The 16,827-nt window shown below is 65.2% G+C and carries 20 protein-coding genes; 7 read left to right on the plus strand and 13 right to left on the minus strand.

Annotated features, from left to right (window positions below):
• Nucleotides 1-231: 231 nt before the first annotated feature.
• A complete protein-coding gene (locus OKW29_RS06635) occupies nucleotides 232-477 on the minus strand; it encodes a hypothetical protein (RefSeq protein ID WP_429290769.1) in 246 nt (81 codons plus the stop codon).
• Between OKW29_RS06635 and OKW29_RS06640 the strand changes: the two genes are divergently transcribed.
• The gene (locus OKW29_RS06640) at nucleotides 398-1,462 is read left to right on the plus strand and encodes a DMT family transporter (protein WP_429290747.1); all 1,065 of its coding nucleotides are present in this window, start codon (nucleotides 398-400) and stop codon (nucleotides 1,460-1,462) included. The genes OKW29_RS06635 and OKW29_RS06640 overlap by 80 nt on opposite strands.
• Here the strand turns inward: OKW29_RS06640 and OKW29_RS06645 are convergent.
• The 5 genes from OKW29_RS06645 to OKW29_RS06665 form a co-directional block, all read right to left on the minus strand.
• Nucleotides 1,459-1,917, minus strand: coding sequence for a ferritin-like domain-containing protein (locus OKW29_RS06645; RefSeq protein WP_018425186.1), 459 nt, complete (start codon nucleotides 1,915-1,917; stop codon nucleotides 1,459-1,461). The two genes, OKW29_RS06640 and OKW29_RS06645, sit on opposite strands and share 4 nt — an antisense overlap.
• A gap of 162 nt (nucleotides 1,918-2,079) precedes the next feature.
• Complete coding sequence (gene tkt, locus OKW29_RS06650) at nucleotides 2,080-4,161, minus strand: transketolase (RefSeq protein WP_429290418.1); 2,082 nt, start codon at nucleotides 4,159-4,161, stop codon at nucleotides 2,080-2,082.
• Between the two features lie 265 nt (nucleotides 4,162-4,426).
• Entirely contained in the window at nucleotides 4,427-4,972 is a 546-nt protein-coding gene (locus tag OKW29_RS06655) for a cupin (protein WP_429290419.1), read from the minus strand.
• 53 nt (nucleotides 4,973-5,025) lie between these two features.
• Nucleotides 5,026-5,202, minus strand: coding sequence for a hypothetical protein (locus OKW29_RS06660; RefSeq protein ID WP_184047024.1), 177 nt, complete (start codon nucleotides 5,200-5,202; stop codon nucleotides 5,026-5,028).
• Between the two features lie 60 nt (nucleotides 5,203-5,262).
• On the minus strand, nucleotides 5,263-5,589 hold the full coding sequence (locus tag OKW29_RS06665; protein ID WP_429290420.1) for a hypothetical protein: 327 nt from the start codon (nucleotides 5,587-5,589) through the stop codon (nucleotides 5,263-5,265).
• A gap of 198 nt (nucleotides 5,590-5,787) precedes the next feature.
• On the opposite strand from OKW29_RS06665, the gene OKW29_RS06670 reads away from it, so the two are divergent.
• Nucleotides 5,788-6,024: a hypothetical protein gene (locus OKW29_RS06670; RefSeq protein ID WP_429290421.1), complete on the plus strand. Its 237-nt coding sequence runs from the start codon at nucleotides 5,788-5,790 to the stop codon at nucleotides 6,022-6,024.
• Nucleotides 6,025-6,071: 47 nt separating this feature from the next.
• Here the strand turns inward: OKW29_RS06670 and OKW29_RS06675 are convergent, their stop codons facing one another.
• Nucleotides 6,072-6,317 carry a DUF6723 family protein gene (locus OKW29_RS06675; protein ID WP_090809892.1) on the minus strand — a complete coding sequence of 82 codons (246 nt, stop codon included), beginning with the start codon at nucleotides 6,315-6,317 and terminating at the stop codon, nucleotides 6,072-6,074.
• Nucleotides 6,318-6,543: 226 nt separating this feature from the next.
• On the opposite strand from OKW29_RS06675, the gene OKW29_RS06680 reads away from it, so the two are divergent.
• A complete protein-coding gene (locus OKW29_RS06680) occupies nucleotides 6,544-6,912 on the plus strand; it encodes a hypothetical protein (RefSeq protein ID WP_429290422.1) in 369 nt (122 codons plus the stop codon).
• Here the strand turns inward: OKW29_RS06680 and OKW29_RS06685 are convergent.
• Nucleotides 6,829-7,506, minus strand: coding sequence for a MarC family protein (locus OKW29_RS06685; protein WP_184062325.1), 678 nt, complete (start codon nucleotides 7,504-7,506; stop codon nucleotides 6,829-6,831). The genes OKW29_RS06680 and OKW29_RS06685 overlap by 84 nt on opposite strands.
• A 349-nt stretch (nucleotides 7,507-7,855) precedes the next feature.
• Here OKW29_RS06685 and OKW29_RS06690 point away from each other — a divergent pair, with 349 nt between their 5' ends.
• The 3 genes from OKW29_RS06690 to OKW29_RS06700 all read left to right on the plus strand — a co-directional run bounded on the left by OKW29_RS06690 (nucleotide 7,856) and on the right by OKW29_RS06700 (nucleotide 10,359).
• The gene (locus tag OKW29_RS06690) at nucleotides 7,856-8,071 is read left to right on the plus strand and encodes a DUF3311 domain-containing protein (RefSeq protein WP_018425194.1); all 216 of its coding nucleotides are present in this window, start codon (nucleotides 7,856-7,858) and stop codon (nucleotides 8,069-8,071) included.
• Nucleotides 8,068-9,543, plus strand: coding sequence for a sodium:solute symporter family protein (locus tag OKW29_RS06695; protein WP_429290423.1), 1,476 nt, complete (start codon nucleotides 8,068-8,070; stop codon nucleotides 9,541-9,543). The genes OKW29_RS06690 and OKW29_RS06695 overlap by 4 nt, the downstream gene beginning before the upstream one ends.
• A gap of 165 nt (nucleotides 9,544-9,708) precedes the next feature.
• The gene (locus tag OKW29_RS06700; protein WP_429290424.1) at nucleotides 9,709-10,359 is read left to right on the plus strand and encodes a glutathione S-transferase family protein; all 651 of its coding nucleotides are present in this window, start codon (nucleotides 9,709-9,711) and stop codon (nucleotides 10,357-10,359) included.
• Nucleotides 10,360-10,371: 12 nt separating this feature from the next.
• On the opposite strand, the gene OKW29_RS06705 is transcribed toward OKW29_RS06700, so the two are convergent.
• Nucleotides 10,372-11,568, minus strand: coding sequence for a diguanylate cyclase domain-containing protein (locus tag OKW29_RS06705; RefSeq protein WP_429290425.1), 1,197 nt, complete (start codon nucleotides 11,566-11,568; stop codon nucleotides 10,372-10,374).
• Complete coding sequence (locus tag OKW29_RS06710) at nucleotides 11,525-12,304, minus strand: hypothetical protein (protein WP_429290426.1); 780 nt, start codon at nucleotides 12,302-12,304, stop codon at nucleotides 11,525-11,527. The genes OKW29_RS06705 and OKW29_RS06710 overlap by 44 nt, the downstream gene beginning before the upstream one ends.
• A gap of 574 nt (nucleotides 12,305-12,878) precedes the next feature.
• Here OKW29_RS06710 and OKW29_RS06715 point away from each other — a divergent pair.
• Nucleotides 12,879-14,015, plus strand: coding sequence for an FUSC family protein (locus OKW29_RS06715; RefSeq protein WP_429290427.1), 1,137 nt, complete (start codon nucleotides 12,879-12,881; stop codon nucleotides 14,013-14,015).
• A gap of 78 nt (nucleotides 14,016-14,093) precedes the next feature.
• Here the strand turns inward: OKW29_RS06715 and OKW29_RS06720 are convergent, their stop codons facing one another.
• The 3 genes from OKW29_RS06720 to OKW29_RS06730 all read right to left on the minus strand — a co-directional run bounded on the left by OKW29_RS06720 (nucleotide 14,094) and on the right by OKW29_RS06730 (nucleotide 16,587).
• Nucleotides 14,094-14,474 (minus strand): cupredoxin domain-containing protein, encoded by a 381-nt coding sequence (locus tag OKW29_RS06720; protein WP_429290748.1) that lies wholly within the window; start codon nucleotides 14,472-14,474, stop codon nucleotides 14,094-14,096.
• Between the two features lie 36 nt (nucleotides 14,475-14,510).
• Nucleotides 14,511-15,455, minus strand: a complete 945-nt coding sequence (locus OKW29_RS06725) for a metallophosphoesterase family protein (protein ID WP_429290428.1) — start codon at nucleotides 15,453-15,455, stop codon at nucleotides 14,511-14,513.
• 172 nt (nucleotides 15,456-15,627) lie between these two features.
• Nucleotides 15,628-16,587 carry an aldo/keto reductase gene (locus OKW29_RS06730; protein ID WP_429290429.1) on the minus strand — a complete coding sequence of 320 codons (960 nt, stop codon included), beginning with the start codon at nucleotides 16,585-16,587 and terminating at the stop codon, nucleotides 15,628-15,630.
• Nucleotides 16,588-16,827: the final 240 nt, after the last annotated feature.

Raw genomic sequence — 16,827 nt, forward strand, 5'->3', positions numbered from 1 at the left:
ATCGAGCGAGGCCGCAGATCCTTGAACTGCAGAGTGTTGCGGACCCGCGGTCTCTAGCGCACAGGGTGTGCCATGTTCGCGCGCGATCGAATCGGTTTGCGCGGCAGCCGCGGGCATGAAGGCGATTCGCGAGTGGTGGTGGCGCACGGACAGCCTCGCGGCGAAATGTCTGCGGCGTGCCGACAGTTCGATGCTCCGAACATGTGCGAAGTGCGTCGACGTATGCCCCTATCATTTCGTCCAGGCGGTATTGAACGACCGATGGACCTTGCCGCGATAGTCGAGCCGCGTGTCGGTGACGACCAGGTTCACCGCTGCCGCGCCGAACGGCGAATTTCGTCCGTCACCCCAGCGATGGTCTGTAAACTGTCCCTTCTGCTGCGGACAAGAGGTTGGAGTGGTGAGATCAGGATACGGCGCGATATTCACCGCCTTAATCGCCGCGGCGCTGTTCGGCGCCGCGACACCGTTGGCCAAGTCGCTGCTCGGCTCAGTCAGCCCCTTCATGCTCGCAGGACTGTTTTATCTCGGTAGCGGCCTGGGGCTTGGCGTCGGCATCGCGTGGCGTGCCTTCCGATCGCGCGGACTTCAGTCCGCCGCGGACCACCGCATCACCAAAGGCGAGTTGCCTTGGCTGATCGGGGCGATAGCGATGGGTGGCGTCGCCGGCCCCGCATTGCTGATGCTGGGCCTGTCCACCACACCAGCGGCAACGAGTTCGTTATTGCTCAACCTTGAGGGTGTGTTGACCGCAGTGATTGCCTGGGTGGTCTTCCAGGAAAATGTCGACATTCAGGTTTTTCTCGGGATGGTGGCGATCGTTGCGGGCGGCGTGCTTCTGTCGTGGCATCCGGGACAGTCAGGCGTGCCGGTGGGTGCGTTACTGATCGTCGGCGCGTGTCTGTGCTGGGCAATCGACAACAACCTGACGCGCAAGGTCTCGGCGAACGACGCGATGGTGATCGCGTGTCTCAAAGGGATGGTGGCCGGTCCCGTGAATCTCGGCATTGCGATCGCGGCGGGCGCTTCGCTTCCGTCAGCAGGAACCATGGCGGCAGCGATGCTGACCGGGCTTGGCGGTTACGGCATCAGCCTCGTGCTGTTCGTTGTTGCACTTCGCCATCTCGGTACGGCGCGTACAGGCGCGTACTTTTCCGTTGCGCCGCTGTTCGGTGTCATGCTTTCGCTGATCATATGGCCCGCGCTACCCAATCTGTCTTTCTGGATTGCCGCCGCCCTGATGGCGCTGGGTATCTGGCTACATGTGCGCGAGCGGCATGAGCATGAGCACAGCCATGAGTTTCTTGAACACACGCACCGGCATCGCCATGACGAGCACCATCAGCACGCGCATGAGTTTCCTTATGCCGGTGAAGATCCGCACACGCACGTTCACGTGCATCTGCCTATTACACATTCGCACGCGCATTTCCCCGATATCCATCATCGGCATCCGCACTAGCTGTCCTCCGACGTCGTCATTTCCCCAGGGCGGCGCAGCATCTTGTCGACTTCGCCCGCGTGCATCTCCTCGACGTGGATCATCTGACGGGCGAATTCCTCGAGTGCAACCGAGCGGTCCTCGACGAGCGCCAGCAGGTCGCGATACAACTGCAACGCAAGATTCTCGGCTTGCAACGACTCGCGGAGGATCGAAGAGATATCGAAGGTGTGCGAGTCGAGCAGAGGACCGATCGCAAGCGACGGATAGGCACCCAGAGTCGTGATCCATTCGCCGGCCTGCTGTGCGTGCAACAACGATTCATCGGCCTGCGCGCGCAACCACGACCTGATCGGAATGCGTCCGAATCCGAACACAAGGAACGAATAGTGCGTATATCGGACGACGCCGGCCAACTCGGATTCGAGAATCCGGTTCAGCACCGCAACAACGTCTTCCTTATTGATCTCGGCCATTTGAAGTCTCCTTTCATGGCGCGGCGAGGCGTCCGGCCTCGCGACCGAGTAGGCCGGCAAGCGGCCGCAAACCGTGGCCGCACGCCTGATCGAAACGGATAGATCCCGCCGGCCCACCGCTTTTCGCATCAAGCGTTCACGACGTCGTCGAGCGCCGCACGCTCAAGTGCCCTTCCCCTTCTTCACCCGCTCGATCTGCTGCTTCGCCGCCTGATACACGACTTCCGGCGTGAAACCGAATTTCTTCTTCAGATCCGCGATCGGCGCCGACGCGCCGAACGTATGCATGACGACCTGCGCACCGAGCCGTCCTGTATACCGATCCCAGCCGAGCGACGCAGCCTGCTCGACCGCGACGCGCGCCTCGACGTCCGCAGGCAGCACCGACTCCTGATACGCGCCGTCCTCGCGCTCGAAGATGTCCCACGACGGCATCGACACGACGCGCGCCGCGATGCCCTCGCTCTTCAGCTTCTCGTACACGTCGGCGCAGATCGATAGCTCGCTGCCGGTCGCCATCAGGATCACCTCGGGCTTCTTGCCGTCGGGCGCATCGGCGAGGACATACGCACCGTGCCTGACGCCGCTCGCGGGCGCATAGCGGCTCCGGTCGAGCGTCGGCAGCGGCTGGCGCGACAAGACGATGCATGCCGGCCGATGCGGCTGCGTCAGCGCAACGCGCCATGCCTCGGCCGCTTCGTTCGCGTCGCCGGGACGCAGCACCGTGAGGCCGGGCACGCCGCGCAGCGACGCGAGCTGCTCGATCGGCTGATGCGTCGGACCGTCTTCGCCGAGCCCGATCGAATCGTGCGTGAACACATAGATAGCCGGCACTTCCATGATCGCGGACAGGCGGATCGGCGGCTTCATGTAGTCGCTGAAGATCAGGAACGTCGAGCCGTACGCGCGCAGATTCGATAGCGCAAGACCGTTGACCACCGCGCCCATCGCATGCTCGCGAATGCCGAAGTGCAGATTGCGGCCGGCATAGTGATCCGCCTGGAAGCTGCCGGCGCCTTCGAACTTCAGGTTGGTTTTCGTCGACGGCGACAGGTCCGCCGCGCCGCCGATCATCCACGGCACACGCGCGGCAATCGCATTGAGCACCTTGCCCGACGATTCGCGTGTCGCGATGCCCTTCGGGTCCGCGTTGAAACTCGGGATGTCGCTGTCCCAGCCCTGCGGCAATTCGTGCGCCTCGATCTGCGCAAATTCGCGCGCGAGCTCCGCATACTGCTTTTTGTAGCTGTCGAACTTCGCCTGCCATTGTTCGCGCGCCGCCTTGCCGCGCGCGCCGATGCCCTGCGCGAAGCGCTCGTGCACGCCCTCGGGCACGTAGAAGAACTTGTCCTCGGGCCAGCCGTAGAATTTCTTGGCGAGCGCGACTTCCTCGACGCCGAGCGCTTCGCCATGCGCGGACGCGGTGTCCTGCTTGTTCGGCGCCCCCCAACCGATGATGCTGTGGACCACGATCAGCGTCGGCCGGTCGGTCACGCTCTTCGCTTCGACCAGCGCCTTTTCCAGCGCGGCGGTGTCGTTCGCATCGCCGACGTGCAGCGTGTGCCAGTTGTAGCCGTGAAAGCGGCTTGCCACATCGTCGCTATACGCGAGGTCCGTATGGCCTTCGATCGTCACGCGGTTGCTGTCGTAAATCCAGATCAGGTTCGACAGCTTCAGATGCCCCGCGAGCGAGGCCGCTTCGTGCGAGATGCCTTCCATCATGTCGCCGTCGCCGCAAATCGCGTACACGCGGTAGTCGAACAGCGGCGCGTCCGAGCGATTGAAGTGGCTCTCGTACCAGCGCGCGGCCATCGCCATGCCGACGCTATTGCCGAGCCCTTGCCCAAGCGGTCCCGTGGTGGTCTCGACGCCGGTCGTCATCCGGTACTCGGGGTGGCCCGGCGTATTGCTGTCGATCTGGCGGAAATGCTCGATGTCGTCGAGCGACACGGCCGGTGCGCCGGTCGGCTTGCCGTGTTCGTCGACGGCTTTCACGTTGGCCAGATGCAGCAGCGAATACAGCAGCATCGACGCATGCCCGGCCGACAGCACGAAGCGGTCGCGATTCGGCCACAGCGGCTCGTCAGGGTCGTAACGCAGGTGGTGTTGCCACAGGTGATACGCGACCGGCGCGAGCGCCATCGGCGTGCCGGGGTGGCCGGAATTGGCTTTCTGCACGGCGTCCATCGACAGCGTGCGGATCGTGTTGATGCACAACTGATCGAGGGCGGAATCGTTTTGCATGGGACGCTCCTTGTTCGGCAATTCGGAAGACGGCCGACGCGCGCCGCGGAGCGCGCGGACGGATCGGCGCATCGAGTCGACATCGAAGCGCGCGCGTCCGGGCATGTCGATAAGGACGCGAAGCCGCACGTGGAACCGCCCACGTGCCAGCGTCACCGCCGAAAGCGCGCGGGAAAATCGCGGCAAAGCCCACAGATGATGCGCCTAACCGCGCAACTCTGCACGCCACGCCGCGGCAGGTCGGTTGCTTCGCGAACGACGAAGTTCAGGCCGACTGCAGCCAAAACTCGATGACGGGACCATGCTTGCCGTCGATCGGATCGAGCGGCGGAAACGGCAACGCCAGCATCTCGGTGAGTTCCTGCGGCGTCAGCGCTTCGCGGCGAATGTCCCATTGCTGCCCGAACGGATAGCCCGCCACCACCTGAAAATGCCGCTCGAACGATTGCAGACAATGGCCGGTGCCGGCCGGCAGCAACAGCACGTCGCCCGCGTGCACCGTCACCACGCGTCCGCCCGGCCCGCCGACGATCACCTCGGCGCTCGCGTCTGTCACGCCGAGCACCTCGTGCGCGGTCGCGTGAAAGTGATGGAAATCGAAGATGCCGTTGCGCCACTGCGCGGGCCATGCATTGCGCTCGAAGAGGATTTCGAACGCGGCGGGCAGATTGCCGCTGCCGGGCGACAGCGCGCGCCGGTACAGCACGACCGGCAGCTTGCTGTTGTTCGGCACCCAGTCGTGCGGCTCCAGCATGAACGCTTCGTATTCGGTCTGCGCGGCGTCGAAGCCGTGCCTGGACTCGTTGAACATGGTTGCTCCTGGCTTGTGATGCGGTTGCCGCGAACCTGCGCACGAGCAGCCGGCTAGCCTCCGCCGATGCCCTGCAGCACCTTGCCCGTGCCGCCGCACACCGCGCAGCGAGCGCCCTCGACCTTGCCCGTACCGTGGCAGGCGGCGCACAGGTCTTCGCCAGCGCCCGGCGTGTTGGGCGGCGCTTCGTCGCCGGGGTTCATCGATTGGGTTGGATTGTCCGGTTGCATGCGCTTTCTCCGGTTGGGTGTTGACGGGTTGGATGCACGGCTGGCACGCAACGCGCAGCGTCATTGCTCGCCCGGCTGCTTGTGGTGCGATTCGCGCCCGCCGCCCCCCGGCGGCTCCGCGTGCTCGCCGCTGCCGAGCGGCACTTCGGCGCCCTGGCGCGGCCGCTCGCTCGACCGTGGCGGATTGGTCGCTTTGTCCACGCCGGTCTGCACGACCGGTTCGATGCCGAGCGGACTCGGCTCGACGTAGTGCGTACCGCTCGGCTTGTTGCGGGCTTTGACTTCGTCGGACATCGTGGGCGCGGCGCGGTTATCTGGCCTCGCGGACTGCTCGCCGCCTGGCGTCGCGCTCTGCTGCGGGGTGTCGGTCGATTGGGGATCTTGCATCGCGCCCTCCTCGTTTGTTCTGCCGTCGATTCGCGTCGTTACGCGCCATCTCGAACGGGCATCTGGTTCATGCAGCAACATTCGAGCCTTGCCGGAGAAGTCCGCGCGCAGCGCAACAGGCACGGCCATTGCGATCTCGAAGGCGGTAGCACGGCACGTTCGCTTTGTAAAAAAGGCGCGCCCCCGAAGGAGAACCTCATGAGCATTACGACAATTCGCGTATCCGATACCGAGGTGCAGGTCGAGCGCACGCTGTACACGTTCGCGCACAAGAGCGACGCCGATGCGTTCCAGAACTGCCTCGTCGACGGTTCGGTCGACACCTGCTATCGCGATCATCCGCCGCTGTCGGCGCGCCCCACCGTGCCCGACGAACATCCGGACGATCCCGCGCGCGGCAGCACGATTTCGCCGTCGCTCGGCGGTCTGCCCTGATGGCTCTGCGCCTCTCACGGAAGCACTGCCAAACCGGCTGCGCCCGCTCAGCCTTCGGGCGCGGCACGATCGGCCGCGACGAGCTTGCGGCCGTACGCAATCGCGGCGCGGCGTGCTTCATCGGCGGTCGCATAGGGGCCGATCTGCGGTGCGCCCTCGAACGGGAACAGAATCCGCCTGTCCGCTTTCCTCACAACCTTCAGCCCACCTATGTATCGGCCGTCACCTGTTCCGTGATAGCTGGCGAAAATCTCGAAGTCGTCGTCGGCAACGTCGGCCTTGTGTCGCGCCATATGCGCTCCTCGTCCAGTGCTTTGCGTGGGCGATGTCCAATGTGAGCCGGGCGCGCGCAGTCATCGCGATGCGGCGCGCGTGCCGGGTTCCAGCAATTGACGTTCCACGCGAACGACATCCGTCGGCATGCGGCACGAGCATTGCGCGTCTGAACGAAGACCAGGGTCTGTTTACATATGGAACGCGCGTGCGTTCCATATGTAAACAGACCCTAGGAGAGGACTGATGGATTTACCTGATACGAGCCGGCAAGCGCCCAGTGCAATCGGCACATTCGACCTGAACGCGCCAACCCACGCGCAAATTTCGTTGCAGTCGCTGTCACTGCCGCTGCATCCGCATGCGCCGATGCCGCCCGAAGTCGACCCCGACATCGCGCCGAACACGCCGCCGCCGAAGATCGACCCCGATCCGATCCCGGACGATCCGGTCGACGTTCCACACGAACCACCCGAAGGCGATCCGCCTGCGGCGCCGCCGCCACAGCATGCATGGCGCCGGCATGCGGCGCTAGCCCGCCGGCGGGCGCATCGTCGCGATCGGAATCAGGAATTCGGACACGCCGGTCAGAATGATCTGCACGCCGATGCATAGCAGCAGGAACGCCGACACCCGCAACGCGACCTTGGTGCCCTCGACGCCGAGATAGCGCGCGAGGATCGTCGCGCGGCTGTAGATCAGATACACGCAGACGGCCACCGCGAACGTGATGGCGACCGACGCGATGCCCCCCATCACGAACGCCGACAGCTTGTGCGTGCGATTCGCCGACAGCGCGATCGCGGTCGCGATCGAGCCGGGGCCAGTGGTCAGCGGCACGGTCAGAGGAAAGAACGCGCGCGATTTCGCGGTTTCGGCGTCGACGCGCTTGACTTCCGTCTGCTCGACCGCCGGCGTGTCCGGCGCATTGAGCATTTGCCAGCCGCCCACGGCAAGCGCGAGCCCGCCGCCGATGCGCAGCGCCTCCATCGAGATACCAAAGAAATGCAGGATCGGCGTGCCGATGAAGAATGCCACCAGCAGCACAACGGCGGCGTTGATCGCGATCTTGCGGGCGAGTACGGTGCGCTCGTCGAGGGTCAACGACGCGGTCCGGTCCAGAAACACAAACGCGCCGCTGAACGGATTGATGATGCTGATTAAGCCGATAAAGCCAAACATGATGTCCGAGATCAGACTTTCGACCATGTGCGTGTCCGTGTGCCTGCTTGTCTGCGTGTGCTCGCGCGAGTTCGCGCCTGGGCGCGCCGCCGGTCATGAACCCGGCTGGAATCGCGCGGTCCGGAAAATGCTGCAATGCTCGCAGATCATATCGCGGCGCGCCAGTCGGCCTGCAGAAAAGCCGCGCGACACCTTGCGCGCCACGGCGCGTCCCGCTTTGCACTGCAGCAATCCGGGCTGGAAAGATGCAATTGCAGCGGTCGAAACTCCGACATTTATTTTGACCTGCTTTACGGGACCGAAGTATCCGGCATACAGTCCTCAGCGAAGCCGGAATTTCAACGACACATACCTACTGGTTCGAGGAGTTGTCCACATGCTGCTTCGTGTACTTGCCGCGTTGCCGTTCGTCGGCATCCTGGTCGGCGTTTCGTTTGTCAATCGCGTCGAGCCGATCGTGCTCGGCATGCCGTTCGTGCTGGCCTGGATCGTCATGTGGGTGGTGTTGAGCGCGATCATCATGGCGATCATCTACAACCTCGATCCGTCCAACCGACACGTCGCCGCCGATGGCGAGGAGGTTCGCCCATGAGCGCACTCGTCATCATCGCCGCCGTTACGCTATTCGCGCTATTCCTCGGCGTGCGCGCAAGGCGCGGCCACGACATGAGCCTCGAGCAGTGGAGCGTGGGCGGCCGCAGCTTCGGCACCGCATTCGTGTTCCTGCTGATGGCCGGCGAAATCTATACGACCTTCACGTTCCTCGGCGGCAGCGGCTTCGCGTACGGCAAGGGGGCGCCGGTCTACTACATCCTCGCGTACGGCACGCTCGCGTACATCCTGTCGTACTGGATGCTGCCGCCGATCTGGCGCTACGCGAAGACGCACCGCCTGGTCTCGCAGCCGCACTTCCTGGCGCGCAAATACGAGAGCCCGGCGCTCGGCACGCTGGTCGCGCTGGTCGGCGTGGCCGCGCTGATCCCGTACCTGGTGCTGCAATTGAAGGGCCTCGGCATCATCGTCTCGACCGCGTCGTACGGTGCGATCTCGTCGACGGCGGCGATCTGGATCGGCGCGATCGTCGTGACCTCTTACGTGATCGTGTCGGGCGTGCGCGGCTCCGCCTGGAACTCGGTGGCCAAGGATCTGCTGATTCTCGCGATCGTGCTGTTCCTCGGCATCTATCTGCCACTGCATTACTACGGCGGCTTCGCCGCGATGTTCCGCACGATCGACGCCGCCCGTCCCGGCTTCCTGACCTTCCCGGCGCGCGGTTCGAGCGTCGTGTGGTTCCAGTCGACGGTGCTGCTGACCGCGCTCGGCTTCTTCATGTGGCCGCACACGTTCGGTTCGATCTTCACGGCGAAGGACGAGCGAATCTTCCGCCGCAATGCCGCGATTCTGCCGCTCTATCAGTTGATCCTGCTGTTCGTGTTCTTCGTCGGCTTCGCGGCGACGCTGCGCGTGCCGGGCCTGAAGGGCGCCGACATCGACCTGTCGTTGTTCCGCCTGTCGCTGCAGACGTTCGATCCGTGGTTCGTCGGCGTGATCGGCGCGGCCGGTATCCTGACCGCGCTGGTGCCGGGCTCGATGATCCTGACCTCGGCGTCGACGCTGCTCGCCAACGACGTGTATCGCGGCATGGTGAACCGCAACGCGTCGGATGCGTCGGTCGCGGTGATCGCGCGCTTCCTCGTACCGGTCGTGGCGCTGGTCGCGGTCGCCTTCACGCTGAACGGCGGCGAAACCATCGTCGCGCTGCTGCTGATGGGCTACAGCTTCGTCACGCAATTGTTCCCGGCCGTGCTCTGCAGCCTGTTCCCGCACAACCGCGCGACCAGGCAAGGCGCGTTCTGCGGCATCGTCGCGGGTGTCGCGGTGGTCACACTGACGACGACGCTGCACTGGAGCGTCGGCCAACTGATGCCGTTCCTGCCCGATGCGCTGAAGGACGTCAACATCGGCTTCCTTGCGCTCGCGGTCAACGTGGTCGTGTTCGTGATCGTCAGCGCGGTGACGCAGCCGAGCGCAGCCGAGCAGGAGAAGCACGCGTCGGCGCATTGAAAGAGACCTGGCCGCGGGCGTGATTCGAGGCTTGCTGTTTCGAAGCGCCCGCATTTGCGTACGCTGGCGCCTGACGCATCTGAAGGGGCTGTTCGTTTCGGCGACAGCCCCTTATTCTTTCTGTTCACAGCTCGACCGCGCTCTCAACGATCCACGGAGCCCCGAATGTCCTACGTTCTCTACTACTCGCCCGGCGCGGCCAGCATGCCCGTGCACTGGATGCTGCTCGAAATGGGCGTGCCGTTCGAAGCGCGCCTCGTCGATATCGACGCGGGCCAGCAGCACGATCCCGAGTATCTGCGTCTGAATCCGGCCGGGCGCGTGCCCACGCTGGTCGTCGATGGCGTGCCGCGGCATGAATCGGCCGCGCTGCTGATGCTGCTCGCCGAGCGCCACGCCGAGGCCGACCTCGCGCCCGCGCCCGGCTCGGCAGCACGCGCAGAATGGCTCGAATGGATGATCTACCTCGCGAATACGCTGCTGCCCGCGATGCGCGACTGGTTCTACGCCGGCAGCGACGGCGACCCCGCGGGCGCCGAGGCGGTGCGCGCGCTCGCGCAACGCCGCATCGAAGAAGCGTGTGCGCGGCTCGACAGGCATTTCGCCGACGGCCACGCATACCTCGCGGGCGGCAAGCTCAGCACCGCCGATCTGCTCGCGCTCGTGCTGATGCGCTGGACCCGCAACATGCCCCACCCCGCGACGGTGGGCTGGCCGCATCTCGCGAGCTATATCCGCGGGCTGCGCGCACGGCCGGCGTTCATCGAACTCAACGAGCGCGAAAAGCTGACGGAGTGGCGCAACGAAGGCCAGTGACGTTCAGGCGGTTCACAACGTCGCTTCCCTGCCCGTCTGCGCCGCGAACGCGAAGCCGTTCTTGCCGTCGCGCTTGACCTGATACATCGCGGCATCGGCGGCGGCGACCAGACGGCGGTGATCGTCGACGTCGTCGGGATAACTCGCAATGCCCACGCTCGCGCGCACGCCGCCGATTCCCATCTGTGCGTCGGTGTCGACCACGCAGGCCATCAGCCGGCGCGCGATCTCGGCGAGCTCGTCATCGCCCGCAAAGGTGCGCACCAGCACCGCGAACTCGTCGCCGCCGATGCGCGCGACCAGATCGCCTTTGCGCACCGACGCGCGAAACCGGGCGGATACCGCGGCGAGAAATTCGTCGCCGGTGCGATGCCCGAACGAATCGTTGACCTGCTTGAAGCCATCGAGGTCGATATAGAGCACGGCGAGGCGCTGCTCGACGGCCGCGGTCCGCGCGTGCCTGGCGGCAGAGTCGAGCGCGGCCAGCAGCTTGCGGCGGTTCGACAGGCCCGTCAGCGAATCGTGCAGCGACGCCAGCTCGAACTCGTGCGACTGCCCCGCGAGCTGGCGGGTGCGCTTCGCGTACATGCCGAGCGCCGTGATCAGCATGCAGAACAGCAGCGCGGCGAGCGCGATCAGCGTGCGCGCGACGTGCGCGACGCGCAGCCGCACGTCGGCGCTCGACGCGTCGCGCTGCGCGCGCCAATAGGCCGATACGCTGCCGAGCACCACCGCGACGGCTTCGGGCGTCGCCTGTGTCGGTGACACCGACGGAATGGGCGGCGCCGGCGACGGACTCGCGTTGACGAGCGCCGCGAGCGCCGCGAAACGCCGCGCGAGTTCGGCGCGCGCCGCGTCATAGGCCGGCACGAACGACGCGTCGTGACTCGCCGGGGTGTCGGCCATACGCTGCCACGCGGCCAACTGTTCGCGCGCGCTGTCGACGCGCCCGGCGGCTTCGAGTACGAGGCCCGCGTACTCCTGCTTCAACTGATCGGAAAACACCGTGCGGATCTGCATCGCTACATACAGCAGGCCGAACAGCAGACACAACAGCGCGGCCACGGCGACGCTCGCGGGCCCCGGCCGGAAGCGCCACACCGGCACGCGCGCGTGTGCGGCGCCGCGTAGCCCTGCTCGCCCCGCTGGCCCGACGACCGCGTGCTCAGGGATGGGAGTAGGTATCTTGTTGCCGTCGGCCGTTGTCATGTTGACGATAGCTCACGCGTCGAAAGAACTGTCCGATCCGCGCAAACAGACCACCCTTGTGCTGCGACGTCGCGCGCCGCTCCTGCTGTGCGAGCCGCGTTTCTTTCGCGTCGTGACCGGCCGCGGGTTTCCCGGTGGAATTGGCGGCATTGGCGACGTGCCGCGTGTAGCCCGGCGGTGGCGTGGGAACAATGGGGGCTGTGGGTGGGTTGGCCGACAGATCCGCCGACAGATCCGCCGACATATCCGCCGAGGTATCGACCGGCGTATCGGCCAGCGTGGCGGTGAGATTCGGGTCAGGCGTACTCGCGTGGATCTGCCCGGACCACACGGCCGGGTTGGTGTCCTCGAAGCCGCCGTTCGCGCGGGCCGCTTCGAGCGCGACGTCTGGCGCGGCGGGCTGCCTGGCTGACGGCATGGCGAAGGGCGGGGCGGCCTCCTCCGGCGCGTGCGCGACGGCCACCGTCGGCACCCGGGCCGATGCCGATGAGCCGAGCGCCCGGCGCGCGCCCGCAATGGCATCCGCGTACGTCTGCTGATCCTGGTTGAACCAGACGCCGTAGGCGACGGTGCCCATCACACCGAAGGTCAGCGCGCCGGCCGCCGCGAGGCACAGGGCGAGGCGGCCGAAGTGCGGGGGCGGCACGCCCGATTCGTCAGGGCCGTCGGGTTCGAAGGAGGACCGGCCGTCCGTGATGGAATGACGCAAGTCGATATCGTCGGGATCGGTAGCCATCGCAATACGCTCCGGGTATGCCACTTCCTGCTGACAAGCTGGCGCGCTGACGAGCCGGCGCGTAAACCGAACTCGCAGGCTGCCGCTGCACGCAATGCTCAATGAATGTAATCCTGTCGCGAACGGCCGACAACATAGCAGCGTTGCGTTTCCGCCTCGCTTCGGCGGTGCTTCAAACGACGCCGCCCGATACCGCGTGAGTTGGCAAAAAAGCGTGCAAAACAGGTAAAAACTCCAACCCGGCACAGAGCCCGACAGCCAGCCGTGCGCCTGCCGTCGTCCGCTACGCCCGATGCGACGCGGATTCTGCGGAACGCGCCAACGCGGTCGCCGTTTTGCATGCAACAAGCGGGCCTGGCAGCGAACGCGCGCGCGACGCCGAAACCGTCGCTCGAAACCCGCGTTGGACTGCGCGCGCCGCGCACCTCGAGCAGTATTCCGCGAACCTGCTGCCGTACGAATTCCCGAAGCCGTCCGCTCCGGATGGTAAGGTCACCTGCGCGCATGTCGCGAACGCCGCGCCGTGCCCGGCCCAACGGTGCCCGGCCCAACGTCATCGGTCAGCATAAGAATCATGTCGAACAGGTATCAGCACCAGCCACTCACGCCGTTGCACCGCGCGCTCGCGCGCTTTTCTCTGTCGGAAACCGCCAAGTACACGAAGCTGACGCTCGGCCTGTGGATCGGTTTCGGCATCCCATACCTGCTCGACTTTCCCGACGCGGCCGTGCCGCTCGCCGGTTCGACGATGCTGACGCTGGCGCTCGGTAGCTCGATTTCGGCGGCTCGAAGCTACTTCTACAAGCGGGTGTTTTCGAACGTGGTGGCGATGCCGATCGGCACGCTGCTGATCTGGCTGACCGCGCCGCACCTGTGGATGGGCGCGGCGCTGCTGCCGGTCGTGATCTTCGGCATCGTCGCGCTGCGGCCGTCGCTGTTCCAGATGACCAGCATCACGGTGCCGATCACGCTCGTGCTCTATACCGGCGAACATCTTCCGCTGCTCGAACAGCGCCTGATTGGCGTGGTACTCGGCATGTTGCTCGGCTTCGTCATCCAGCAGATCACGTTTCCGCCCGATCACGGCTACTGGGCGAACACGCTCGTCAACGACGGCAACGAACAGGCCACCGATGTCGTCGCGCAACTGGCCGCGGGACAGCTCGACAAAGCGCAGATCAAGCCGGCGGCCTCCAGGCTGCGCACGCTGAGCACGAACCTGAAGCAGGCGCACCTGCTGCTGAAGACCGACCTCGAGCAGGCGTGGGTGTCGCCACATCTGAAGCGCAACGCGGCACGGCTGCCGGTGTTCGCGAGCTATCAGGAGACCTTCGATTCGCTGGTCAATTTTCTTGAAACGATGGACACGTTTCACGATCAGTTCGCCGCGCTCGACGCCGCGTGGCGCGAAATGTTTCTCGCGCGGCTCGCGCGGCTCGTCAACGCGCACCGGCAACTGGCCGAGGCGGCGGACCTGCGCGTCGAGCGCCCGCCGCTCGACGCGCCGCCGCTGCATTTGCGCGGAATGGCAATGACTGTGCCTCTGGCTTCGGACGATTGCCGCGCGCCGATCACGGACGAAACCTTGCGTCAAATCGGAGGCATGGCTGTTCTCAACCAGGCGTCTGTCCATCCCGAATTGCGCGATCGTCTGCAGATTTCGCTGCACCACCCCGTCGACTGGGGGCCGGCCAAGCCGCCTACGGAATAACAGTGCTCGCGATCCAAGGTTGAGTTCGGAGCAAAATCCAAACTGCCCTTGCTGAGCAAGGGCTTGGCGGCAATCGGATCATTGCACGGTAATGGTCGCCTTCATGTTCGGATGGATGCCGCAAAAGATCTTGTACACGCCCGGTTTATCGAATTTGAACTGATAGGTGTCGTCCTGATCGAGCGCGGCCGAGCGGAACAGGCCCGCGTCGTTGACCACGCTGTGCGGCTCGCCGTCGAGATTCTTCCATGTGACCGTCGTGCCCGCCTTGATGGTCAGTTCCATCGGCGAGAACATGAAGTTCTTGATGACGATCGCGTTAGGCGTCGACGCGACGGTCTGTTTCTGCACCTGCATCGGTATCGTCGTTTGCGCAAAACCGAGCCCCGCCGACACCGCCAGAATCGCGACACTGCCGAGCAGAATCGCGAGCGCGCGGCCCATCATCCTGGTTAGCATCATTGATCTCCTCAAGCGTAAAAGTAGCGCGTGTCGTCAAGCGAGCGTCGTGTCGTCGAGCGTCGCCTTCAGCGGATGACGCGCGATGCTGACGCTCGTCACGCCGAGCATCTTCGGCAGCTGGTCGCTCGCGACCTTCAGCGGCCCAGGGCCATCGCCCTGGCCGGCGCTCGGCTGCGGATAGGCGGTCGAGCGCGCGGTATGGAAGGTCACGTTGCCCTCGACCTTTGTCACGATCTGATGAATGTGGCCGTTCAACACCGTCACGGAACCGAAGCGCTTCAGATAGCTCATCGCCTGTCCCGCGTCGCCCGTGCCCCAGCCCCACGGCTCGTAGATGGTCCACATCGGCATGTGCGCGAACACCACGACCGGGGTGCTCGACGAGCGGCCTTTCAGATCGTTTTCGAGCCATTCGAGCTGCTCGTCGCCGAGACCGCCGAGGCCGTTCGGCTTGAAATGCATCACGTTGACGAGCCCGACGAAATGCACGCCCTGGTGATCGAAGCTGTAATAGCCGCGGTTATCCGAAGCCTTGCCGAAGCGGCTGAAGTACTCCGTGCCGGGGCCGTCGGTGACGTCATGCTCGCCGGGGACCGTGTGCAACTCGGTGATCTTCAGTCCCGACATCAGCTGCGCGGCCAGATCGAATTCCGCGGGCTTCGACAGATGCGTGATGTCGCCGGTGTGAATCGCGAGCGGCGGACGCGCCGGCATCGCGTTGACGTAATCGATCGTCTGTTTCAGCGTGCCCGCGACGTCGGGATTCGCCTCCTTGTTGAAGCCGATATGCGTGTCGCTGATCTGCAGGAAAAGCGGCGTGCCAGCCGCTGGCGTCGCGGTGTTCGCGTCGGCCGCGAGCGCGAGTTCGACCGGCGTCAGCACGCCGCCCGACAGCATGAACACAGTGCCGAGGCCACCGAACGCAAGACACTTCAGCGCGCCGCGACGCGCCGGATCGAATGAAGGATGTGACGACATGATGACCTCACGATAAGGATTCGCCGAACCGAACCCGGTTCGTGAGGCATGACTGGCGTGTGGCGGGATTTATTCCCGTGTCGTGCGGCGTTTGTGGGAGGCGGCACCTGTATGCGAATAGCAAGCGGCAAGTAATCGCCGTGATGGATTGCGCACTGGATTGCGCATCACGTCAGCCGCCGACCGCCGCGATGATCCGCGCGCGCATCGCGTCGTCGGGTAGCGGCCCCGATCCCGCGCGCACGTTGTCCGCCATGTATTGCGGCCGCCCGGTGCCTGGAATCACGACCGTCACCGCCGGCTGCGCGAGCACGAATTTCAACAGAATCTGCGCCCAGCTCGTGCAGCCGATTTCGCCGGCCCATGCGGGCAACGGCATTTTCATCACGCGCGCGAGCAAACCGCCGCCGCCGAACGGCTGATTGATCACGACGCCGATGCCGAGATCGGCCGCGAGCGGCAGGATGCGCTGCTCGGCCGCGCGATCGTCGGCGGCGTAGTTGATCTGCACGAAATCGGGCTTCTCGCTGCGCATCACCGCCGCGACTTCGTCGAACGCGCTCGATGTGTAATGCGTGATGCCGAGATAGCGAATCCGGCCGCGCGCTTTCCAGTCGCGCAAGGTCGCGAGCTGCGTGCGCCAGTCGAGCAGATTGTGGATCTGCATCAGATCGACATGCGGCTGCTGAAAACGCCGCAGCGATTCCTCCATCTGCGCGATGCCGGCCTCGCGTCCCTCGGTCCAGACCTTGGTGGCGACGAACGCCTTGCGATGCGCGTCGAGCTGCGTGAGCAGCGCGCCCGCGACCGCTTCCGACGAACCGTACATCGGCGAGGAATCGATCACCGAGCCGCCCGCTTCGAACAGGATGCGCAGCACCTCGGCGAGTTGGGCGCGCGCGGCGGCATCGTCGCCGACGTCGAAGGTGCGCCACGTGCCGCAGCCGATCACCGGCAGCGCTTCGCCGGTGGACGGGATCGCGCGGCGGCCCATGCGGGGTAAGGTGGCACCGGATTGCGCGTGCGCCTCGGTTTGCGCGGACGTGACGCGCGACAGCGCAAGCGCTGCCGGCAGCCCGAGCGCCGTGCGCAGAAAACGGCGGCGGTGATCGTGGTTCGACGAATGTGCCATAGCGTGTATGGTGCCCTCGTGCATGAAAGTTCGACCATCATCGCAACTGCTATAACACACCGCGCCGCGCGAGTTCGATCGACAAGCTCGCCACGTCGACGCACCGGAAGCCCTAGAAACCGGCCGCGAGCGCGCCGTCCACGCTGGCCTGGCTGTCGTCGATGAATAGCGTGTCCGTTGCGGCCGCGCCGAGGCGTTCGACGCGCGCCGAATGAATAAAAAAGGCGGTATGAGCCGCCT

Origin of the sequence: Paraburkholderia sp. CI3 (assembly GCF_050436505.1) — a bacterium.
Lineage (GTDB): Bacteria > Pseudomonadota > Gammaproteobacteria > Burkholderiales > Burkholderiaceae > Paraburkholderia > Paraburkholderia tuberum.